This is a genomic window from Brevibacterium gallinarum (assembly GCF_014836885.1).
In the GTDB taxonomy this organism is placed as follows: Bacteria; Actinomycetota; Actinomycetes; order Actinomycetales; family Brevibacteriaceae; genus Brevibacterium; species Brevibacterium gallinarum.
Genome location: NZ_JACSPY010000009.1, coordinates 1 through 21,064 on the forward strand (window position 1 = coordinate 1; position 21,064 = coordinate 21,064).

Below are 21,064 nucleotides of genomic sequence, written 5' to 3' on the forward strand. Positions count from 1 at the left end.
TCTGCTTTGACTGCTGATCTGTGGCATCCGGGCAGTGTGCAGAACTGCCATTTCTCCACGAGCGCGATCCTCATCTTTTCGGGGATGGTGTAGGTTTCGGCTGCGTGATCGAGTGCGGTGCCATCGGTCGGGTCGGTCAGGATCCGGTAGACCGTCGGATGCCCAGTACCGGTGAGCTGGCGGGCGGTTTCAGGTGCGATGGGGTGGCCGTTGACCATCCCCGGCACCGACCCAGCAGCGTCGTCGTTGGTGTTCTCCTCGAGGAGTGTGAGTGCCGGGACGGTGATGGTGATGCGGGCTTGGCGTTTGAGCCACTCGCCATCCACGGGACACTGCACACCGGTCTCGACCAGGGCGTCGGCGATCTTCTCGGCTGTCGCGTCGATGTCGATGCCGGCTGGATTGGCGGCTTCGACAATGCTCGAGGCATCCCCGTCGCTGCCGGCGGACTGGGTGGTGACGGTGTCACTGCCGATGGCCTGGGTGGTCAGTGTGCCTGCCGGCCGGGAGCTGGTGAGGAAGTCGAACATCAGCTCCCTCATGCCCCGGCCGTCTGCGATCTCTCGGCTTTCGGGGACGCCGAGTGGTGTGCCGAGGCCTTTGATCACACTGCGCGCCATGCCGGTCAGGCGGGCCTCTAAGAGGGCGATCTGGTGGGCTGGTCCGCGGGCGATGAGGGTCCCGAGTCCGTGGGGTTCGTAGTAGGTCTCCACGGTGCGCCGATCCCGGACTTCTTTGGTGCGTTGTTCGCGGGTGATGAGGGTGGCGATCAGCTGGGTGACAGCACGTTTGAATGCCGTCATATCCGATACCCGGATCCGTGCCAGTCCGGCATCGAAATCCGCCAGATGCTCAGGCTCCAGACTCGCAGCACGCGCAGCACCATAGAGGTAGCGGTCATAGCCGATCACCCCGGCACGGGCTTGGGAGGTGAACTCGGGCAGCCCGACAAGCCCTGCCGCAGCAGTCTGTACCCGCGAGCGCACCTGTTTGACGGTGGTGTCGAGGGCGTCTGCCATGTGCATCAGCGACGTCGACGAAGTCCGTTCGACCAGCCACGTGTAGGCATCCCGGCGCTGTGGGGCTTCGTTCCGGTAATCCGTGCCGTCACGATCTGGCCGTCCCAGCGCGCGGGGATCGGCTGCCAGTTCACGCACCGCATCGACCTGGGCTGTCACGTCCTCGGGTGAGTCAGAGGCGGTGCGGGCGAGGAAGGCATCGAAGAGGCACCCCAGGCCTGTCATCCGCTGGTGGTCGATGCCCTGGTGGGTGGATCGGAGCCGGTAGAGGCAGTCAGCGAAGTCAGAGGTATCGGCCGCCGTGTCGTTGCGGCGGGGTGTGATGACCTGTTCTTCGACGAGCATCGCGGTCACCTCCTTGTGATCTACCGCGATCGTTCTGGTTTCAAGTCTAGGCGTGTTCGATATGCTGTGACAATAGTTTCGACTGTGTTCACATGCAACTCACATAAACATGTGCCTGCCATCGTTCTGGTTCCAGTCTGCCAGCAGCCACGGACAACCCGCCCCGCAAACGCCACCACCACCTCGGGAACGGCCTGCGGCCCGCCCGCCGGAGACACCCCTCACTTGCGGTTATGCTGGGATCCTATGGACCCCGCACTCGTCGCCGAACGCCACGCTGGCGAATGGGAGCGCCTGTCGCGCCTGGCGAAGAAGAACACCCTCAATCCCCACGAGGCCGAGGAGTTCCTGCGGCTGTACCGGGCGGCGTCGAAGGACCTCTCGCGCATCCAGACGGTCGCCCCGGACTCGGAGATCTCGGTGCGGCTGTCGAACATCGTGCACCGCTCGCGCACCCAGCTCACGAGCGTGCCGACCGGCGCAGGCGGGGCGCTCGGGCGGTTCTTCACCATCTCGCTGCCGGCGGCGCTGTACCGGCTGCGCTGGTTCTTCGTCTTCACGTTCGTCTTCTTCGTCGGCATCTCCGTGCTCACGACCCTCTGGGCCTACTACACACCCGGCGTGCTGCCGGCGCTCGGCAGCGACGAGATGCGCCGCCAGCTGGCCGAACGCGACTTCAAGGAGTACTACTTCGAACACCGCAACGAGGTATTCGCCGTCGGCGTGTGGACGAACAACGCCTGGATCGCGCTGCAGTGGGTGGCCCTGGGCATCACCGGGATCTACGTCATCTACGGGCTCATCGTCAACGCCGTCAACGTCGGCATCTCCGGGGCGATCATGTTCGAGTTCGACAAAGGCGGGGACTTCTTCTACTACATCCTGCCCCACGGCATCCCCGAGATCACCGGCATCCTCATCGCCGCCGCCGCCGGCCTGCGCATCTGCGTTGCCTGGGTCGTCCCCGGCCCGGAGCTGCGGCGCACCCGTTTGGCGCGGGAAGCCCGCACGACGATCACCGTCGGGCTCGGCCTCATCATCTACCTGTTCCTCTCCGGGCTCATCGAGGGCTTCATCACCCCCTCCGAGCTGCCCAACGTCATCCGCATGGGCTCCGGGATCCTGCTGACAGCGGCGATCTTCGCCTATGCGATCTACTTCGGCCGCCCCGCGCTCAAGGCGGGCCTGAGCGGGGACGTGTCCTCGGACAAGGCCGGCTACAGCATCGTCGCCACAGACCGCTGATCCGCGCCCGAGGTGGGGTCAGGTGGCGAGGCACCGCTCCCCGAGGCGGTGGCTGGGTGGCGAGGCACCGCGCCCGAGGCGGGGCGCACCTCGGTGCCGGCGGCTGGCTAGAGCCTGCCGCTGGCCTTGAGTGAGATGTAGAGGTCGGCCAGCTGCGGGGCGAGGTCCTCGGGTTCCGCGTGGACGGTGTGGATGCCGGCATCGGACAGCGCGTGGCCGAGTGAGCGGGCGGTGAGCAGGTCGTGCTCGGCGGCTGCGGCGCGGTAGACCTGGGCGGGGGAGTAGACCTGGGATGCGAGGTCGCCGAGGTCGGGATCGGCGACCGAGGCGATCGCCAGCCGGTGCCGGGCGCGCAGCACCGGCAGAGCCGGCAGCATGTCCTGGGCGATGGTGCGCTCATCGAGGGCGGTGAGGAAGACGACGAAGGCGCGCTGCGTGCTCAGCCGCAGCGTCTGGGTGACGATCTCGTTCCAGTCGGCGTCGATGAGTTCTGGGAACACGTCGGCGAGGTCGTTGGTCATGATGCCGAGCGGATCGGAACCGGAGATCGGGCCGATGTGCCGGCGCACACGCGCATCGGCGACGAGGATGTCGACGCGGTCACCGCCGCCGGCGGCCAGCGCGCCGAGCAGCATCGCCGCCTCCATCGCTGCGTCGAAGGCGGTGCCGTCGCCCATCCGGCGGGCGGCCAAGCGGGAGGAGTCGAGAACGATGATGACCCGGCGGTCGCGTTCGGGCCGCCACGTCTTGACCATGAGGTGCTGGGCGCGGGCGGTGGCCCGCCAGTCGATCGAGCGGACGTCGTCGCCGCGGACGTATTCGCGCAGCGAGTCGAACTCGGTGCCCATGCCGCGGGTCATGAGCAGTGTGCGCCCGTCGAGCTCCCGCAGCCGGGCGAGCTTCGAGGGCAGGTGTCTGCGGGAGACGAACGGCGGCATGACGCGGATCGCCGCCGGCACCTCGACCGACTGCTGGCGGCAGCACAGCCGCAGCGGCGAGGCCACCCGGACGGTGACGAGATCTGCCGGCAGCTCACCTCGGCGGGTGGGCACCAGCCGCGTGCGGTGCTCATGCTGCCCACCGGCAGGCAGCCGCACCCGCAGCCGGTTGTCCTCAGCACCTGCAGACGGTGGCCAGGCGTCGCGGATGTGCAGGCTGGCAGCCCGCGTGCCTGCGTTGATGACCGTCAGCGTCGCATCGGTCTCATGGCCCAGCCGCACCCGCCTGCCCGGCGTGCGCTGCAGGCGGATCGTCGCAGGAGAGGCGGTGGCCAGCCAGTCGATGAACGCCACGAGCACTACGCCTGCCAGGGCGATTCCGGCGGTTCCCCAGCCAGGGAAGACCATGACCGGGATCGCCGCCAGAGCGACGAGGACGACGAAGCGCCAGGTGACGATCATCGCGGCACGCGGGTGGTGTCGATGATCGAGGCGAGCACCTGGTCGACGGTGATGCCGTCCATCTGCGCCTCCGGCCGCAGCATGACGCGGTGACGGAAGGCCGGCGAGATGAGCGTCTTGACGTCATCGGGGGTGACGAAGCCGCGCCCGGACATCCACGCCTGCGCCTGGGCGGCGGCCAGCAGCCGGGTGCCGCCGCGCGGGGAGATGCCCATCGCGAACGACGGGGCGCTGCGGGTGGCCTGGACAAGGTCGACGATGTAGCCGAGCACCTCGGGATCGACGTAGATGCCGCCGACCCGCTTGCCGGCCTCGAGGATCGTCGCGGCGTCGGCGACGCGCTCGATGCCGGCATCGGACAGGCGCCGGCCGTCGAAGCCGTGTGCATGGCGGGTGAGGATCTCGAGTTCGGTGTCCCGCTCGGGCAGTGTGAGCATGAGCTTGAAGAGGAACCGGTCGAGCTGTGCTTCGGGCAGGGGATAGGTGCCGTCGTGCTCGATCGGGTTCTGGGTCGCGGCGACGAGGAACGGCTGAGGCAGCCGACGGGTCTGCCCGTCGACGGAGACCTGCCGCTCCTCCATCGCCTCCAGCAGCGCCGACTGGGTCTTCGGAGGGGTGCGGTTGATCTCATCGGCGATGAGCAGGTTGGTGAACACCGGGCCCTCGCGGAACTCGAAGTCCCCGGAGCGGGTGTCGTAGATCATCGAGCCGGTGACGTCGCCGGGCATCAGGTCGGGGGTGAACTGCACGCGCGTCGAGTCCAGTTCGAGCGCTTCGGCCAGGGCGCGCACGAGCAGGGTCTTCGCCACGCCGGGCACGCCTTCGAGCAGCACGTGCCCGTGGCACAGCAGGGCGAGCAGGATCCCGTCGACGGCCTCATGCTGGCCGACGACTGCCTTGCCGACCTCATGGCGGACGGCGAGGAATCGCTCGCGCAGTTCGTGGTCGCGCCCGCCGAGCTGGTGCTCGGCCGCCAGCCGCTCGTGGAGTCCCGGCTGTCCCGCGCCCGAGGCGGTGGGCACCTGTCCGTGAGCCGGAACCTGATTGTGAGACGGAGCCTGTCCATGCGGCTGGCCCGGCACCTGCCCGGCAGCTGGCGCGGGCGCGTGCCCCGGCTGGCCGGGCTGCTGTTCGTGCGGCTGGCCCGGCACCTGCGCGGGGGCTGGCGCATGCTGCGGCGGCCGCGGTGCCTGGCCGGGCTGGATCCCCGGCTGACTGCCGCCAGGCCCGCCCGACTGACTGCCGCCGGGCCCGCCCGGCTGCCCGCCCGACCCGAACGGACCAGCAGGCTGTCCCGGCTGCTGGCCGGGCTGCTGAGGATGGTGGGGAGTGTCGGTCATGTCGGGGAGACCTCGCTTTCGATGGCGGTGATGAGGACGGCGATGTCTGAGAGTTGCCGGTCGTTAGCCGGCACTCCCTCGAGATAGGCGTAGCGGACTTCGGCCAGGTCGCGGCCGGTGTGGGCGGCGATCGCAGAGCACAGCTGCTCGGGCCGCTCCTGGGAGGGCCGGGCGAGCCGGGCGGCGATGCGCAGCAGGGAGGCGGTACGCAGCGCGTGCAGCGACTCGGTGCGGGCACCTGCCCGCTGCATGAGGGCTGCGCGGCCGTGGACGGTCTCGACCGGCGGGACGACGACCGGCAGGCGCTCGACGGCCAGCGGACCGAAGCGCCGGATGCGCCACCACAGCAGAGCGGCAGTGAGGGGGATGAGCCACAGCAGCGCGACGCCGAACCACGGCGGGATGAAGGTCAGCGCATTCGGTGGCTCCTCGTCACCGGCCGAGGGCTGGTCGCCGGCTTGCGGCAGGTAGACGACGAGGTTCTCATGCTGGCCGAGGGCGTGCAGCATGAGTGCGGCATGGCCCTCCTCGTCGAGCGAGGCGTTCATCATCCACGTCCGCGAACCAAGCACCGTGACATCGGCGCCGTCCGCCTCGGCGCGGGCGTAGGCACCGGCGCCCGGCGGGACTCCGGGGAGCGTGTAGCAGGTGGTGACTGCATCCTCGTGTCCCGGCACGGCCGCGTAGAAGCCGTCGGCGCCGCGGACCTGCCCGGCGGCTGCGGCAGCCGGGGCCTGACAGCCGGGCTGCAGCAGTTCCTGCTGCGCGTCGCTTTCGAAGTAGGAGGCCATCCGCAGCGCTGGGGTGAAGTCCTCGACGTCATAGCCGGGATCGGTCAGCACAAGCGAGTTGCCGCCGCTGCGCACCGCCTCGCCGATCTCCTTGCGTGTCTCGGTCTCGCCATTGGCCTCGAGGTCGATGTAGAGCACCGTGGTGTCTGCCCCCGCGGCGGCGGTGCGCGCCTCCTGCCGCGATTCGGTGACCGTGACCTCGACCCCGCGCTCGCGCAGGATGTCCATGAGCGCCTTCGTGCCGGAGGGCTGCACCGACTCCGGGTGCAGTTCACTGGTCTCCTCGCCCAGGATCGAGAGGAAGAACCCGCCGATCGCCGTCACCAGGATGACGGCCGCGGCGATCACCCACAGCGCGGCCGCCCGCGAGCCACTGCGCAGCCGGTCGGCTCGGCCCGGCCCGGTGTGTGCGGTGGTGCCGCGGACGGCGAGGTCGAGACTCGTGCTCATGCGCCAGCCTCCCGGCTTCCCGCGCCCGAGGCGGTGGTCGCGTGATCCGGCGCCGGTCCCGAGGCGGTGCTCGCGTGAACCGATGCCGCTCCCGAGGCGGTGGTCGGGTCGGCGGCGCCGGTTGCGGCGCGGGCCGCGGTGGCGTGGGAGGTGGCGGCGGAGATCCGTTCGGCCCGGGTCAGCAGGTCCTGCCAGTCGGCGGCACTGGCGTGGGCTTCGCCGAAGGTCACTGCGTCGAACAGGGCACCGGCGGCATGCGCATCAGCGGCAGCCGGAGGGCAGGCCGCAGCCGCAGCGCCGGCCAGCTCCGAAGCGGTCGAGGCGGCGGTCATGTCGATGAGGCCGGCGGCGACGAACCGGGCGAAGATCGCCCGCACCCCGTTCTGCACCGCCAGCGTGTAGTCTCCCTTGCCGGCGGCCGTCTGGGCGGCATCCCAGAAGGCCTGTGGGTTGATCGTCTCGGCCCGCTGGGCGGGGTCGAAGGCGGCGAGGTCGACACCGCCGCTGGTGCCGCGGCGGACCCGCCGGATGACGAGGACGACGAGTCCGATGACGATCGCGGCGATGATGAGCAGCGTCCACGGCGAGTCGAGCGCGGCAGCACTGTCGATGAGCCCGTCGAAGAACCGTTCGATGGCCCGGCCGAGCTTCTCCAGCGGGGAGAGATCGGCGTCGCGGTACTCCGGTTCGGACAGCTTCTTCTCAGCCCAGCGGCGGGCCTCGTCGCGCTCGGGAGTCAGGGGAGTGCTCATGTGCGGCGATCCAGCTCCTCGGCCTCGCGCAGCAGCAGGAGGTCATAGCCTTCGAAGCGCATCCTGCGGTCGAAGTACAGGCCGGTGATGACCCCGGCCTGGTAGGCGTAGAGCACCGCGGTCGCCGCCGCAGTGAACGCGAGCCCGAGGATCGTCAGCACACCGATCACCACGGTGGCGAAGGTATCGGCATCAGCGGAGTCGAGGAGGGTCAGCGAGACGATGAGCGCGGCAATGAAGAAGATGAGCAGCAGCGGGGAGACGATGATGCTGACGAGCTGCGAAGACAGGTAGTACGACAGCAGCAGCGTACCGGCGGTGGCCCAGAAGCGGCGGCCGGTGAGCTTCCAGGAGCGGGCGAAGGCCTGCCGGATCGTCATCCGCTCCAGCGCGATCGCGCAGCCGACGAACGCGGTGCGGACCATGAAGAAGACGGTGAACACGACCCAGCCGAGCGCCCCGAGACCGGCGAGCAGGAACCCGACGACGGCCTGCGCGGTGAACACCGCGATGACCACTCCGGGGGCGAGCAGCAGCGCAAGAGCCGCGAAGTGCGCCCCGCCGAGCAGGGCGGTGGCGGCGATGAGGCGCAGCCGCTGGCCGGCCAGCAGCCCCCAGGTGCGGCGCAGCGTCGTCGTCTGCCGCCCGCGCGCGTCGATGGCGCGGCCGCCGGGCGGGGTGAAGAACGCCTGCCGGGCCGGGATCGAGAGCAGCCCGGAGAGGAAGTGCAGGAAGCACAGGGAGAGCAGAGAGACAGCCGAGGCGCCGAACTGCATGAGGAACGACAGCCCGGCGGCAGCCTCGGTGTTGCCGGCGACGCCGACGACATAGCCGAAGCTGAGCCAGATGAGACCGGCGACTGCGGCACCGACAGCGAGCAGGAACAGCGTCAGCACGATCATCGCGGTGCCGACGGAGACCCCGGGGCTGAAGCGCAGCAGCCGGAACCCGGCATCAAGCGACTCGGCGAAGCGCATCGGCCGCTTCGACAGCACACCCGGCTGCGGCGCCGGCTGCCAGGCCGGGCGGGTGCGGGTCTCAGTGCGCGGCTGCCAGCGGCCGGTCGCCCAATCGGTCTGCGCATCCCAGGCGGCGCGGTCGGTGACGAACAACGGCACCTCCTGGTTCGGGGTCAGATCACGCCCCATTCTATGCACACGCGCCCGCTGCCGAGACGACATTCGGGCACTCACCTGCACCACCGCCTCGGCGCCGGGGCAGCAGGCGCGCCGTGTGAACCTGCCGACACCTGCCGCCCCCTGCGCTGACTTCTCAGCCCGATAGGTGACAATGGATGCTATGAACGCACGGATCCTGGTAATCGACGATGACACCGCACTGGCGGAGATGATCGGCATTGTGCTCAAGAGCGAGGGCTTCGACCCGCACTTCTGCGCCACCGGCGATGGTGCGATGGAGGCCTTCCACAGCGTCAGGCCCGACCTCATCCTGCTCGACCTCATGCTGCCGGGTAAGGACGGCCTCGAAGTGTGCCGCGAGATCCGCGAGGAATCCGGTGTGCCGATCATCATGCTCACCGCCAAGTCCGACACCGTCGACGTCGTCCTCGGGCTCGAGTCCGGCGCCGATGACTACGTGCCCAAGCCGTTCAAGCCCAAGGAGCTCGTCGCGCGCGTGCGCGCCCGCCTGCGGATGTCAGAGCCCTCCGCACCGGAGGTGCTCAACGTCGGCGACGTCTCGATCGACGTCGCCGGGCACACCGTGACGAAGGGCGGCAAGCCGGTGTCGCTGACCCCACTGGAGTTCGACCTGCTCGTCGCGCTCGCCCGCAAGCCCTGGCAGGTGTTCTCGCGCGAGACCCTGCTCGAGGAGGTGTGGGGCTACCGGCACGCCGCTGACACCCGGCTCGTCAACGTCCACGTCCAGCGGCTGCGCTCGAAGATCGAGAAGGATCCGGAGAAGCCCGACATCGTCGTCACCGTCCGCGGTGTCGGCTACAAGGCGGGCCAGGCTTCGTGAGTCGTTCCGCATCGGCCGTGCGACTGGGCCGGAGCGCCTGGGGCGGCCTCATGCGGATCTACCGGTTCCTCGCAGCGGCCTTCACCCGCTCGCTGCAGCTGCGCATCGTCGTGCTCACCATCCTGCTCACCATCATCGCCGTCTACGGCGTCGGCAGCTTCATGGCCCAGCAGATCTCCCGCGGCCTGTTCGAGGCGAAGCTGTCCTCGGTCTCAACGCAGATGTCCGGCTATGCAGGCGAGCTCGAATCGCTGTCCCCGGGGGAGGACGACAGCGCGCTGTCCGAAAGCCTCAACGTCCACCTGCGCGGGATGCTCTCCCGGTCCCCGACCCCGCTGCGCTCGATCGCGCTGGAACCGCGCGAGCGCTCCTCCCAGATCCAGCCGACGACCGCGGTCGTGTCCGGGCGTGAGGCGATCGCCCCCTCGGCCATGCCGGATGCGTTCCGCAACGCCGTGTCCCAGGCGCAGGCAGGCGAACAGCTCTACCAGTCCGTCGAACTGCTCGGGCCCGGCAGCTCACCGGGCCTCATCCTCGCCCAGCAGGTGACCGTGCCCTCTGCCGGCCAGTTCGACCTCTACGTCGTCGCCGACCTGCAGGAGGAGCAGAACACGCTCGACTTCGTCCAGCGGGTGCTCATCGTCGCCGCCCTCGTGCTCGTCGTGCTCGTCGGTGCGGTCACCTGGACCGTCACCCGGCTCGTCGTCGTCCCGGTGCGCACCGGCTCCGAGGTGGCCCGCAAGCTCTCCGACGGCGACCTCGACCAGCGCATGCCGGTCCAGGGCAATGACGAGCTCGCCACCCTGGCGCAGAGCTTCAACGACATGGCCGACACGCTGCAGGACCAGATCACCCGGATGGAGCAGCTGACGGTGGTGCAGCGCCAGTTCGTCTCCGACGTGTCCCACGAGCTTCGCACCCCGCTCACCACCATCCAGATGGCCTCGGACATGATCTACGAGTCCCGCGACGAGCTCGACGAATCCCACCGCCGCATCGCCGAGCTGCTCAACTCGCAGGTCGAGCGCTTCGAGACGCTGCTGAATGACCTGCTGGAGATCTCCCGTCACGACGCCGGCGCCGCCCAGCTGGTGACGAAGCCGGTCGATGTGTGCGAGGTCGTCTCCGGGGTCATCGACACGCTGTCGATGGTCGCCGATCACGCCGACACCGAGATCATCCTCCACGCTCCCTCCGCGCCCGTCATGGCCGAAGTCGACCGGGTGCGCATCAACCGGGTGGTCCGCAACCTCATCGTCAACGCCATCGAGCACGGCGAGCAGCGCCGGATCGACGTGTTCGTCGCCGCCAACGCCGAGGCGGTGGCCGTGAGCGTGCGCGACCACGGGGTGGGCATGACCGCAGAGCAGGTCGAGCACGTCTTCGACCGGTTCTGGCGGGCCGACCCGTCTCGCCGCCGCACGCTCGGCGGCTCCGGGCTCGGCCTGGCGATCTCCCTGGAGGACGCCCACCTGCACGGCGGCTGGCTGCAGGCCTGGGGCCGGGTCGGGGAGGGCTCGTGCTTCCGGCTCACGATCCCGCGCCGGGAGGGCCAGTCGATCACCACCTCGCCGCTGCCGCTGCCGCCGGCCGATGCACGCGTCGGCGGCACCGCACTCGTGGCAGGACCGGCCACCTCGGACGGTTCGCTGCGCATCCAGACCGGCAGCATCCCGATCGTCGTCGAGACCCAGGAGGCCAGCGATGAGACCGCGTAGCCTGCTCGCCGCCATCCTCGCAGCCGTCGTCCTCGTCTCCGGCTGCGCCTCGATCCCGAAGGACGGGTCCGTCGGTCACCGCGATGTCAGCGGCGATGACCCGCACGTCCAGTCCCGCATCGACCCTGACGGGCCCGTCCCCGGGCAGAGCCCGAACGAGATCGTCCGCGGGTTCCTCGCCGCCGGCGCCGGCTACAGCAACAACTTCGAAGTCGCCCGCTCCTACCTCACCGACAGCTTCGCCGGCGAGTGGGACCCGCTGTCCTCGGTCACTGTGCTGCAGCCGGGGCGCACGCTGGATTCGGTGACCAGCGAGGTCACCACCGACTCGAAGTCGGTGTCGCTGACGATCCCGGTCGGCGGTGTGCTCGACGACCGCCGCATCTACCGCGAATCGGCCCGCGGCACCCAGGTCGATATGAACTTCACGCTGCGGCAGGTCAACGGCGAATGGCGGATCTCCCAGGCCCCGGCGGGCATGGTGCTCACCGCTGTGAACTTCTCGACCCTGTTCCAGCCCTACCCGCTGTACTTCTACTCACCGGGCTACGAGCTGCTCGTGCCCGACACCCGCTGGTTCATCCGCTCACCGTCGACGGCCAGTGAGATCATGACCGAGCTGCTCGGCGGCCCGGCCGACTACCTCACCGGCGCCGTCGTCTCTGCGATCCCCGACGGCACCCAGCTCGACCCGCGCTCGGTCGCCGTCTCCGACGGAGTCGCCCGCGTCGAGCTGTCGGCGACCGCCTCGGGCCTGGATGAGCGCACCAACGGGCGGATCGCGATGCAGATCCAGACGACGCTCAAAGAAGTCGGGTCGATCACCGCGGCGCGGGTCTCCGGCACGAGCGGCGAACTCGACTATGGCGCCCTGCCGGATGTGCCCACCACCCTCAACTTCTCTGGCAACCCGATCGCAATCTCCGACCGGCGGCTCGTGCGTATCCTGGGCACCACCATCGAGCCGATCGACGGGGCCCCGGAGCTCGTCGACGGAGCGGCCCGGCCTGCGATCGCCGTCGACGAGTCGATGTACGCCTACATCGCCGACGACGCGAAGGCCGTGCGGCGCCTGTTCGCCGACAGCCTCAACGACGAAGAGGTGCTGCGCGGCGAGAGCTACTCCAGCCTGTCCTTCGACAAGGAGGGCTGGCTGTGGGCAGCGGAGGCGGTCTCCGACGGCAGCATCCAGGCCATCAGCCGCAACGGCGACCTCACCGAGGTGGCGGTTCCCTTCCTGGGCGGCCGCACGGTGACGAGCATCGGCGTCTCACCCGACGGCACCCGACTGGCAGTCCTCAGCCGCGACGGCGACGACACCCGCCTGGAGGTCGTCGGCATCTCCCGCGACTCCCAGCGCGCCCCGACCGGGGTGTCCTCGGCAACGCCGCTGCAAGTGGCGACGGGCTTCTCGACGATCACTGACTTCTCCTGGTTCGGCTACGACGCCCTCGTCCTGCTCGGCGCCGAACAGGGCACGAACGTCGAACCGCTGTCCGTGCCGGTCTCCGGACCCTCAACCTCCCTCGGCTCGATCGAGGGCGGCACACAGATCACCTCTGGCGAAGAGCAGCGCTCCGTGCGCGTCGGCACCGCCGACGGCGAGATCTACAGCTACGGGGCAGGCTCGTGGCAGAAGCTCGTCGACGCCCAGACCTACGACCCGGCAGCGCCGGGCTGACGGCCGCCGACCCGAGGTCACAGACGCCGCCGCCCCCCTTGCCCGCGCCCGAGATGCCGGGCACGCTGGGACGATGGGCGCACCTCGGGCACGGGGCCCGGTCACAGCGTGGGCGGCCGCAGCCGCCGATGAGCTCGCCGAGCTCGTCATCCCGCGCGCCTGCGTGGGCTGCGGGGCCGACACCGTCTCCGTGTGCGGGCACTGCCTGACCGGGATGGCCACCGAGACCATCACCGCGGTGCCGCGCTACGGCACCGTGCCCGTCACCGCCGCAGGCCCGTACACCGGGGTGCTGCGGGCAGCGCTGGTGGCCTTCAAGGAATCCGGCCGCAAGGACCTCGCCCCGCTGCTCGGTCTGCAGCTGGCCCGGGCGCTCACCGCCTGCCTGCAGGAGACCCCAGCACCCGGCAGGCTCGTCATCCTCGTCCCGGTCCCGGCCACACCCCGGGCGCGCCGGGCACGCGGAGGCAACCACGTCGCCCAGCTGTGCGCGGCCGCCGCAGATCTGCTGAACACCGACGGGCTGCGGGTGCACACCGCCGAGCTGCTGACAGTCAGGCGGCACCGCGACCAGGTCGGCTTCGGCGCCCGCAGCCGGCGCCGCAACGTGCGCGGCTCCCACGCACTCGACACCCGCCTGACACCTCGAGCCCGGCACGCGCTGTCGGAGGCGACCACGATCCTCATCGACGACATCTGCACCACTGGTGCGACCCTTGCCGAGTCGGCACGCGCGCTGCGCACAGGCGGCATCCTGCCATGTGGAACAGCTGTGATCGCACTTGCCCCCGGCAGTGGTTCCCTCGAGCGCTGAGATGGTATGTAATGGAGTAACCCCATCCGATCGGATGGGTACGGAGCGATCCGTCTCCCCGACGTGTAAAGGAAGTCACCATGGACATCGTCGTCAAAGGTCGCCACACGACCATCTCCGACAGTTTCCGGTCACATATCGAGGACAAGGTCTCCAAGGTCGAGCAGCTGGCGCCGCGCGCCCTGCGCACTGAGGTCGTCGCCACGCACGACGCGAACACCAGCCAGCCCGACACCGCTGAGCGCGTTGAGATCACCGTCATCGCCAAGGGCCCGGTGCTCCGCGCGGAGGCACACGCATCCGACCGCTACGCGGCTCTCGACCTCGCCTGGGCGAAGCTGCTCGAGCGCCTGCGCCGGGCGCGCGATCGCCGCAAGGTCTCCCGCAAGGGCGGACACCGCCAGGCCTCGACCGCCGAGGCGCTCGCCGAGCTCGAGGTCATCGAGCCGCTCGCGCCGAGCCAGGACGACGACAGCCAGACCGAGCAGGCCAGCACCGACAGGACCAACGGACGCATCAAGTCCGAAGGCGACTCGCCGGTGGTGCTGCGCGAGAAGAACTTCCCGGCCAACCCGATCGGCATCGAAGAGGCGCTCAACCGGATGGAGATGGTCGGCCACGACTTCTACATCTTCATCGACGAGGAGACCTCCAAGCCCTCGGTCGTCTACCGTCGCCGCGGCTGGAGCTACGGCATCATCTCCCTCGACGAGTCGCTCAATGACACTGCCGAGGCGCCGGCCGAGCAGCCGGCGGCAGCGGAGGGATGAGCGAGCAGAGCTGAGACCCGCATGAGGGTTCCGACACTCAGCCCAGAAGCGGCCAGGCGATGCGCCCTGGCCGCTTCCGGCTTCTCCAAGCCCCGCCCGCTCACCGTCGACGCCGGGCACCTCAGGCGCACCTTCGAACGCCTCGGCGTCGTGCAGATCGACTCGGTCGCCCGGCTCGTACGCGCCCACTACCTGCCGTTCTTCTCCCGGCTCGGGCCCTATGACACCACCCGGCTCGACCGGCTGCTCAACGCCGCCCCGCGGATGGGCGTCGAGTACTGGAGCCACGAAGCCGCCTACGCCCCGATCGAGATCGTCAACGGCTGGCACCGCAGGCGCGCCGAATGGTTCCGCCGCGACCTCGGCCAGCGGCACCCTGACACCGGCGCGGACTTCGTCGCACTCATGCACGACGTCGAAGACGCGCTGCAGACAGGACCGGCGACCGCCCGGCAGCTGGCTGAGCGCGTCGACCACGCGATCCCCGAACGCCCCAAGGACCACTGGGGATGGAACCACAGCCACACCAAGCGGGCGGCCGAGGCGCTCTTCCACGCCGGGCGGATCTCGGCGGCCGGGCGCAACCAGCACTTCGAGCGCCTCTACGCCCTGCCCGCAGACGTCGACCCGAGACTGACCCGGCCGCCGCTGCGCTTCGGCCCCGACGACGACCCCACCCTCGGGCTGCGTCCGGGCACCGGACGGATCCCGCGCGGCATCACCGGCATCAGCGATGACATGCTCACCCCGATGCGCACCGCCGCCCGGGCGCTGGGCGTCGGCACGCTCGACTGCTTCGCCGACTACTACCGCGCCGGCCGCGCAGACACGGCCGCCGCGATCGCCGCGCTGACCGGCACCGGGGAGCTCATCGAGGTCGAGGTCGCCGGGCAGCGCGCCTACCGCTGGCACGAGGCCCCGGTCCCGAGGCGGGTCGAGGCCTGTGCACTGCTGGCGCCCTTCGACCCGCTGGTGTTCAACCGCCGGCGGATCAGCTGGCTGTTCGACTTCGACTACCGCATCGAGATCTACACACCTGCCGATAAGCGCATCTACGGCTACTACGTGCTGCCGTTCCTGTGCGGCGACCGGCTGGTCGGCCGCGTCGACCTGGCAGCGGACCGGCAGCGCGGCGAGCTCAACGTCCACGCCGTGCACTGGGAGGACTGGCTTGAGGTGGGCCAGCGTGCTGCGTGCCGGCAGGCGCTGGAGGCCGAACTGGAGCAGATGCGGCACTGGCTGGGCCTGGCACGCACGGTGTTCGGCGTCAGCGAACAGGAAAGCGCCTGAGGTTGGCGCCGCCGTTGAGCTCTCAGGCGCTAAGCTAATGGACGGACGACAGTCAGAAGCAAGAACCACACCCCTGCACACCGGGTGGTGACAAGGAGAATCGTGGCCAATTTCCTGGAAAAGCTGCTGCGCACCGGCGAGGGCCGGACGCTGAAGAAGCTGCGCACCTACGTCACGGCGATCAACAATCTCGAAGACGAGTTCAAGGAGATGACCGACGCCGAGATCCGGGAGGAGACCGACCGCTTCAAGGAGCGGATTGCCGATGGCGCCACGCTCGACTCGCTGCTGCCTGAGGCGTTCGCGGCAGTCCGCGAAGCCTCTGTGCGCACTCTGGGCATGCGCCACTTCGATGTCCAGCTCATGGGCGGCGGCGCCCTGCACCTGGGCAACATCGCTGAGATGAAGACCGGTGAGGGCAAGACGCTGGTGGCCACCGCACCGGCCTATCTCAATGCGCTTTCAGGCAAGGGCGTCCACGTCGTCACCGTCAACGACTACCTCGCCAGCTACCAGTCCGAGCTCATGGGCCGGGTGTTCCGGTTCCTCGGCATGGAGACCGGCTGCATCATGGCGCAGATGTCGAACACCGCCCGCCGTGAGCAGTATGCCGCCGACATCACCTACGGCACGAACAACGAATTCGGCTTCGACTATCTGCGCGACAACATGGCCTGGAGTGCTGAGGAGATGGTCCAGCGCGGCCACAACTTCGTCATCGTCGATGAGGTCGACTCGATCCTCATCGATGAGGCGCGCACCCCGCTCATCATCTCCGGCCCAGCCGAAGGCGATGCTGACCGCTGGTACGGCGAGTTCGCCAATGTCGTCAAGCGGCTCAAGTCTGAGCGCGACTACGAGGTCGATGAGAAGAAGCGCACCATCGGCATCCTCGAATCCGGCATCGAGAAGGTCGAGAACTACCTCGGCATCCAGAACCTCTACGACCCGGACAACACCCCGCTCATCAGCTTCCTCAACAACGCCATCCGCGCCAAGGAGCTGTTCAAGCGCGACAAGGACTACGTCATCCTCGACGGCGAGATCCTCATCGTCGACGAGCACACCGGCCGCATCCTGCGTGGGCGCCGCTACAACGAGGGCCTGCATCAGGCGATCGAGGCCAAGGAGAACGTCGACGTCAAGCCGGAGAACCAGACCCTGGCGACGATCACCCTGCAGAACTACTTCCGCCTCTACGACAAGCTCGCCGGCATGACCGGCACCGCCGAGACCGAGGCTGCGGAGTTCATGTCGACCTACAAGCTCGGCGTCGTCCCGATCCCGACGAACAAGCCGATGCAGCGCGTCGACCAGTCCGACCTCGTCTACAAGACCGTCGAGGCGAAGTTCGACGCCGTCGTCGACGACATCGTCGAACGCCACGCCGACGGCCAGCCGGTGCTCATCGGCACCACGAGTGTGGAGAAGAGCGAATACCTCTCCAAGCAGCTGTCGAAGCAGGGCGTGCGCCACGAGGTGCTCAACGCCAAGAACCATGAGCGTGAGGCTGCGATCGTCGCCCTGGCAGGACGCAAGGGCGCAGTCACGGTTGCGACGAACATGGCTGGCCGCGGCACCGACATCATGCTCGGCGGCAATGCCGAGCACATCGCGGTGGCTGAGATGGCCGAGAAGGGCCTCGATCCGAAGGAGAACGAGGAGGAGTACGAGGCGCTGTGGCCGGAGGTGCTCGCTGCTGCCGAGGAACGCGTCGAGGCCGAGGCCGAGGAGGTCCGGGAGGCCGGTGGCCTCTACGTGCTCGGCACCGAACGTCACGAATCGCGCCGCATCGACAACCAGCTGCGCGGCCGCTCCGGCCGTCAGGGCGATCCGGGTGAGTCCCGCTTCTACCTGTCGCTGCAGGATGACCTCATGCGCCTGTTCGGCTCTGGGGCCGCCGAGCGGATCATGTCGATCGCCGATGTGCCCGACGACGTGCCGCTGGAGTCGAAGATGGTCACCCGTGCCATCCTGTCGGCTCAGACGCAGATCGAACAGCGCAACGCGGAGCAACGCAAGAACGTCCTGAAGTACGACGACGTCCTCAACCGCCAGCGCACCGTCATCTACGGTGAGCGCCGCCGCGTGCTCGACGGCGCGGACCTGGCCGAGCAGGTGCAGTTGTTCCGCGACGACGTCATCGACGCCTATGTCTCCGGCGCCACGAACGGTCCTCCTGAGAAGTGGGAGATCGACAAGCTCTTCGAGGCTCTCGGCGAGCTCTACGATCCGTCGATCACCCCTGAGGATCTTGCCGATGACGCCGGCGGCAAGGAGAACCTCACCCGCGAGAAGATGCTCACGGAGATCCGCTCCGACGCTGACCTCGCCTATGACAGGCGCGAGGAGGAGCTCGGCGAGGAGGCGATGCGCGAGCTCGAGCGCCGTGTCGTGCTCTCGGTCATCGACAAGCGGTGGCGTGAACACCTCTACGAGATGGATTACCTCAAGAACGGCATCGGCCTGCGCGCGATGGCGCAGCGCGACCCGCTAGTCGAGTACCAGCGCGAGGGCTTCGAGATGTTCAGCACCATGCAGGAGGGCATCAAGGAAGACGTCGTGCGGCTGACGAACAAGCTCGAAGTCCAGGTCCGCATCAACCCCGGCGAAGACCTTGAGGATCCCAGCGACGACTTCGTTGAGGTGGAGGCCGAAGAGCTCAAGCCGAAGAAGCCGAAGCTGCAGCTCTCCGCCCCGAGCGAGACCGGCGACGCCCAGGTCATGCGCTCCAACGGCCAGACCAGCGGCGGCCCGGCGGCTGGCACTGGCGAGGATTCTGCGCCGGCACCGGCCAATCGGGCTGAGCGCCGGAAGGCCAAGAGGAAGCGCTGATCACCAGCCTGTGATGGCGGTCTGCACGCAGAATCTGCTGCGGCGGGCCGCCATCGGCATTCACCGCCGGGACTGACGGCAGGGTCAGGCGGTCCAGGGTCAGGCCGTGCAGGGTCAGGCCGTCAACGGTCAGGCGGTCTCCAGCTGGGTGACGAGCCACCGGTTGCGGATGTGCTCCAGGCGCAGGGCGACAGCGCGGTGGCGCCGGCCGGTGCTGACGACGACGGCAGCCTCAGCCACGCGCGGGCCGACGAGGCACACCCGCGGGGTGGAAGCCGACAGCATCGCCGGCCGCGGCGGTGCCGCCTTGGCCAGCTGCTGCCGGTATGCGGCATGCTCGCGGATCCGCTCGAAGAGATCCGGGGCCACCCATTTGCCGACCGATGACGGGGCGCGCGTGCCGCCGAAGATCTCGATGATCGCCACTGACAGCGACGATGCAGCCGCCTGCAGCGCTGCGACGAGATCCTGCTGGTCGGGCTCTGCCGCCCGCCGGGTTCCGGGCTCTGCCGCCCGACGGGTCTCGGGCACCGGCGACCGCGTGGCTGCCGGGACAGGCGACGGTGCCTGTCCTGGTGCAGTCGCAGCGCGGGGTCGCGGGCGGGTGAGGGTCAGTTCGCCGGGTGCGGCGTCGGTCATCATCGTGGTCATGGCATCTCCAATCGCTGTCCAGGCATGATGAGGTTCGGGTCGGCACCGATGATGTGCCGGTTGGCGCTGTGGATCGCTGCGACGCGATCGATGAGCTCTGCGCTTGAGGCCCCGGTGTAGTGCTCGGCGGCGAGCGTCCAGAGCGAGTCTCCTGCACTCACCGTTGCAGTCTCAGGCCGGGGCGAATCGGTGTGGTCATCGGCGTCCGGGCCGCTGTCCGTGCCCGAGGTGTCGGGTCGCGGCGTGGAATCGTCGGGATAGGGGGTGGTCGGGGCCCCGTCGTCGGCAGGCGAGGGCGTTGAGTCCTCCGGTTCCGGAGTCGGGCTGGCCGCCGGCGCGTCCGGTGACCGGGTCGGCCAGCCGGGGGAGGAGGGCGCTGCCGTGCTCGACTCTGCAGGACGAGTCGGCCAGCCCGGAGACGGGGCATCCGGTGCTGCCGCTGCAGCCGTGGCAAAACCGGTGCCTGTCAGGATGAGGCCGGCACACGAGGCGGCGAAGACGCGCCGGAATCTGACCGGGCTCATCGCGATCGCCGCCTGGGCGCAGCGCTGGGCAGCTGTGCGGCCGAACAGCCCAGCCGCATGGGCGAGACCGCTGAGGAGCGTGGCGCACGTCAGGCGCGCGCCGGCGACGACCGCCGCGCTGCCGGCCAGCAGCACCACAGCAGCACCGATGTCGCCGTGGCCCAGCGCGGTCATCAGCTCCGGGGCGCTGGCCCACAGGCAGAGCGTGATGACGATGTGTGCGAGGCTCAGCAGTCGCGTCAGCCAGATCAGCATTCCAACTCCTCTCAATATGGATATAAGAATGACAAACGGCACCAAACGAAGTCAATAGATAATAAAAAGATTTATCGAGATTCGACTGCATTCGAATGACATGGTCTGAGGCGAGATGTGTGCGGAATCGGTGCCCGGCGCTCGGTGTTCTGCGATCATGGGCTCATGACCGAGTCGACATCACCGCGTGAGGACGACGCCGCAGGCGTCGATCGCGTCGAGGCGCTCTTCGCCGACCTCGCCGCTGAGGAACAGGGGCGCACCGCGCATGAGCGGATGGGTGAGCTCGGGGATCTCGTCGCCGGCGAGTTCGCTGATCATGGGCTCGCGCATCGGCTCGCCGGTGCCGTCGGCGCTCCCGTCGACGTGCATGTCGCGCGCACGTGGTTCGATGGGATCATCGACGCGGTGGGGCAGCAGTGGGTGCTGCTGCGCGGACGTGTGCCCGGCACCCCGCGGGCGCTGGTGAACCTGTCCCGTGTCGACCATGTGCGCATGCGCCGGGTGGTCCACGGAGCTGACGCCGTCATCTCCCAGCTGTCGATCCGCTCCCCGCTGCGCAGGTTCGGCGAAGGCCGCCGTGAATGCCGGGTGTTCTGCGGCGCTGACGGGCTGGTGCTGGAGGGGATGATCGATGCCGTCGGTGCTGACTACTTGCAGATCCGCCGCGGAGCCGCCGTCGATCTGGTGCCGCTGCACGCACTGGCTGCGGTGCAGGACCTCACGCCTGGTGGCAGTGTCTGAGGCTCAGACGTCGACGCGGCCTTCCCGGATCTCCTGCTGGGTCTGGGAGTACATCCGCTGGATGTAGTCCTCAAGCTCAGCCTTCTCGATCCGCCACTGCCCGCGCCCGCCGACCTTGATGGCGCGCAGCTCACCGGAGCGCACGAGGGCGCGCGCCTGCGTGACGGTGACATTGAGGATCTCCGCGACGTCGGTGAGGGGGAGGAAGCGGACTTCGGCAACCATGATCGGCACTCCTTTGCAGCTGCTCACCGGCGCTTACGCCCGGTGGTCTGCAGCTCGTTGTGATCGCCTCCATCATAGACGATTTTGCTGTCAGATCGTGGCGTTCGCTGTGGCTTGTGGACATTCGCGTTGTCCACAGCCCTGTTCTCATGCGTTGCCTGAAATGTAATGTAGTCCGAGATGCCGGGCCTTTGCGCACCCCGACCCGTCACTGCAGTCCCCACGAGCAAAGGAG

The 21,064-nt window shown here is 68.9% G+C and carries 17 protein-coding genes and 1 pseudogene; 9 read left to right on the forward strand and 9 right to left on the reverse strand.

The window, feature by feature from the left end; genetic code table 11:
* Positions 1-1,364: pseudogene (locus tag H9634_RS09845) on the reverse strand (hypothetical protein); the annotation flags it as partial.
* A 246-nt stretch (positions 1,365-1,610) separates the two neighbouring features.
* On the opposite strand from H9634_RS09845, the gene H9634_RS09850 reads away from it, so the two are divergent.
* Positions 1,611-2,609 carry a stage II sporulation protein M gene (locus H9634_RS09850; protein WP_191726494.1) on the forward strand — a complete coding sequence of 333 codons (999 nt, stop codon included), beginning with the start codon at positions 1,611-1,613 and terminating at the stop codon, positions 2,607-2,609.
* 107 nt (positions 2,610-2,716) lie between these two features.
* On the opposite strand, the gene H9634_RS09855 is transcribed toward H9634_RS09850, so the two are convergent.
* The 5 genes from H9634_RS09855 to H9634_RS09875 all read right to left on the reverse strand — a co-directional run bounded on the left by H9634_RS09855 (position 2,717) and on the right by H9634_RS09875 (position 8,454).
* Positions 2,717-4,009: a DUF58 domain-containing protein gene (locus tag H9634_RS09855; protein WP_191726495.1), complete on the reverse strand. Its 1,293-nt coding sequence runs from the start codon at positions 4,007-4,009 to the stop codon at positions 2,717-2,719.
* Positions 4,006-5,160 carry an AAA family ATPase gene (locus H9634_RS09860; RefSeq protein WP_404801685.1) on the reverse strand — a complete coding sequence of 385 codons (1,155 nt, stop codon included), beginning with the start codon at positions 5,158-5,160 and terminating at the stop codon, positions 4,006-4,008. The genes H9634_RS09855 and H9634_RS09860 overlap by 4 nt, the downstream gene beginning before the upstream one ends.
* 185 nt (positions 5,161-5,345) lie before the next feature.
* Positions 5,346-6,590: a DUF4350 domain-containing protein gene (locus H9634_RS09865; RefSeq protein WP_191726497.1), complete on the reverse strand. Its 1,245-nt coding sequence runs from the start codon at positions 6,588-6,590 to the stop codon at positions 5,346-5,348.
* Positions 6,587-7,342 carry a DUF4129 domain-containing protein gene (locus H9634_RS09870; RefSeq protein WP_191726498.1) on the reverse strand — a complete coding sequence of 252 codons (756 nt, stop codon included), beginning with the start codon at positions 7,340-7,342 and terminating at the stop codon, positions 6,587-6,589. The genes H9634_RS09865 and H9634_RS09870 overlap by 4 nt, the downstream gene beginning before the upstream one ends.
* Positions 7,339-8,454, reverse strand: a complete 1,116-nt coding sequence (locus H9634_RS09875; RefSeq protein WP_191726499.1) for a hypothetical protein — start codon at positions 8,452-8,454, stop codon at positions 7,339-7,341. The genes H9634_RS09870 and H9634_RS09875 overlap by 4 nt, the downstream gene beginning before the upstream one ends.
* 187 nt (positions 8,455-8,641) lie before the next feature.
* On the opposite strand from H9634_RS09875, the gene mtrA reads away from it, so the two are divergent.
* The 7 genes from mtrA to secA all read left to right on the forward strand — a co-directional run bounded on the left by mtrA (position 8,642) and on the right by secA (position 18,430).
* Positions 8,642-9,322: an MtrAB system response regulator MtrA gene (gene mtrA / locus H9634_RS09880; protein ID WP_102162867.1), complete on the forward strand. Its 681-nt coding sequence runs from the start codon at positions 8,642-8,644 to the stop codon at positions 9,320-9,322.
* Positions 9,319-11,040, forward strand: coding sequence for an MtrAB system histidine kinase MtrB (mtrB, locus tag H9634_RS09885; RefSeq protein WP_318245071.1), 1,722 nt, complete (start codon positions 9,319-9,321; stop codon positions 11,038-11,040). The genes mtrA and mtrB overlap by 4 nt, the downstream gene beginning before the upstream one ends.
* Complete coding sequence (locus H9634_RS09890; protein ID WP_191726500.1) at positions 11,027-12,721, forward strand: LpqB family beta-propeller domain-containing protein; 1,695 nt, start codon at positions 11,027-11,029, stop codon at positions 12,719-12,721. The genes mtrB and H9634_RS09890 overlap by 14 nt, the downstream gene beginning before the upstream one ends.
* Positions 12,722-12,794: 73 nt before the next feature.
* On the forward strand, positions 12,795-13,535 hold the full coding sequence (locus H9634_RS09895) for a ComF family protein (protein ID WP_191726501.1): 741 nt from the start codon (positions 12,795-12,797) through the stop codon (positions 13,533-13,535).
* 80 nt (positions 13,536-13,615) lie between these two features.
* A complete protein-coding gene (gene hpf / locus H9634_RS09900; protein WP_175294386.1) occupies positions 13,616-14,305 on the forward strand; it encodes a ribosome hibernation-promoting factor, HPF/YfiA family in 690 nt (229 codons plus the stop codon).
* 21 nt (positions 14,306-14,326) lie between these two features.
* A complete protein-coding gene (locus tag H9634_RS09905; RefSeq protein WP_191726502.1) occupies positions 14,327-15,595 on the forward strand; it encodes a winged helix-turn-helix domain-containing protein in 1,269 nt (422 codons plus the stop codon).
* A gap of 102 nt (positions 15,596-15,697) precedes the next feature.
* Positions 15,698-18,430 carry a preprotein translocase subunit SecA gene (secA, locus tag H9634_RS09910; RefSeq protein WP_191726503.1) on the forward strand — a complete coding sequence of 911 codons (2,733 nt, stop codon included), beginning with the start codon at positions 15,698-15,700 and terminating at the stop codon, positions 18,428-18,430.
* Between the two features lie 129 nt (positions 18,431-18,559).
* On the opposite strand, the gene H9634_RS09915 is transcribed toward secA, so the two are convergent.
* Positions 18,560-19,081: an Rv3235 family protein gene (locus H9634_RS09915; protein ID WP_191726504.1), complete on the reverse strand. Its 522-nt coding sequence runs from the start codon at positions 19,079-19,081 to the stop codon at positions 18,560-18,562.
* Positions 19,078-19,860: a LysM peptidoglycan-binding domain-containing protein gene (locus H9634_RS09920; protein WP_191726505.1), complete on the reverse strand. Its 783-nt coding sequence runs from the start codon at positions 19,858-19,860 to the stop codon at positions 19,078-19,080. Before H9634_RS09920 ends, H9634_RS09915 begins: the two co-directional genes overlap by 4 nt.
* Before the next feature lie 165 nt (positions 19,861-20,025).
* Between H9634_RS09920 and H9634_RS09925 the strand changes: the two genes are divergently transcribed.
* The gene (locus H9634_RS09925) at positions 20,026-20,604 is read left to right on the forward strand and encodes a hypothetical protein (RefSeq protein WP_191726506.1); all 579 of its coding nucleotides are present in this window, start codon (positions 20,026-20,028) and stop codon (positions 20,602-20,604) included.
* A gap of 3 nt (positions 20,605-20,607) precedes the next feature.
* Here the strand turns inward: H9634_RS09925 and H9634_RS09930 are convergent, their stop codons facing one another.
* On the reverse strand, positions 20,608-20,829 hold the full coding sequence (locus H9634_RS09930) for a helix-turn-helix domain-containing protein (RefSeq protein WP_102162876.1): 222 nt from the start codon (positions 20,827-20,829) through the stop codon (positions 20,608-20,610).
* Positions 20,830-21,064: the final 235 nt, after the last annotated feature.

Bases quoted from the DNA above. Each gene is read 5' to 3' on its own strand.
- H9634_RS09920 (WP_191726505.1), bottom strand. From the start codon at position 19,860: ATGCTGATCTGGCTGACGCGACTGCTGAGCCTCGCACACATCGTCATC.
- H9634_RS09925 (WP_191726506.1), top strand. From the start codon at position 20,026: ATGACCGAGTCGACATCACCGCGTGAGGACGACGCCGCAGGCGTCGAT.
- H9634_RS09905 (WP_191726502.1), top strand. From the start codon at position 14,327: ATGAGGGTTCCGACACTCAGCCCAGAAGCGGCCAGGCGATGCGCCCTG.
- H9634_RS09870 (WP_191726498.1), bottom strand. From the start codon at position 7,342: ATGAGCACTCCCCTGACTCCCGAGCGCGACGAGGCCCGCCGCTGGGCT.
- H9634_RS09855 (WP_191726495.1), bottom strand. From the start codon at position 4,009: ATGATCGTCACCTGGCGCTTCGTCGTCCTCGTCGCTCTGGCGGCGATC.
- mtrA (WP_102162867.1), top strand. From the start codon at position 8,642: ATGAACGCACGGATCCTGGTAATCGACGATGACACCGCACTGGCGGAG.
- H9634_RS09865 (WP_191726497.1), bottom strand. From the start codon at position 6,590: ATGAGCACGAGTCTCGACCTCGCCGTCCGCGGCACCACCGCACACACC.
- H9634_RS09890 (WP_191726500.1), top strand. From the start codon at position 11,027: ATGAGACCGCGTAGCCTGCTCGCCGCCATCCTCGCAGCCGTCGTCCTC.
- H9634_RS09915 (WP_191726504.1), bottom strand. From the start codon at position 19,081: ATGACCACGATGATGACCGACGCCGCACCCGGCGAACTGACCCTCACC.
- H9634_RS09930 (WP_102162876.1), bottom strand. From the start codon at position 20,829: ATGGTTGCCGAAGTCCGCTTCCTCCCCCTCACCGACGTCGCGGAGATC.
- H9634_RS09850 (WP_191726494.1), top strand. From the start codon at position 1,611: ATGGACCCCGCACTCGTCGCCGAACGCCACGCTGGCGAATGGGAGCGC.
- hpf (WP_175294386.1), top strand. From the start codon at position 13,616: ATGGACATCGTCGTCAAAGGTCGCCACACGACCATCTCCGACAGTTTC.
- H9634_RS09895 (WP_191726501.1), top strand. From the start codon at position 12,795: ATGGGCGCACCTCGGGCACGGGGCCCGGTCACAGCGTGGGCGGCCGCA.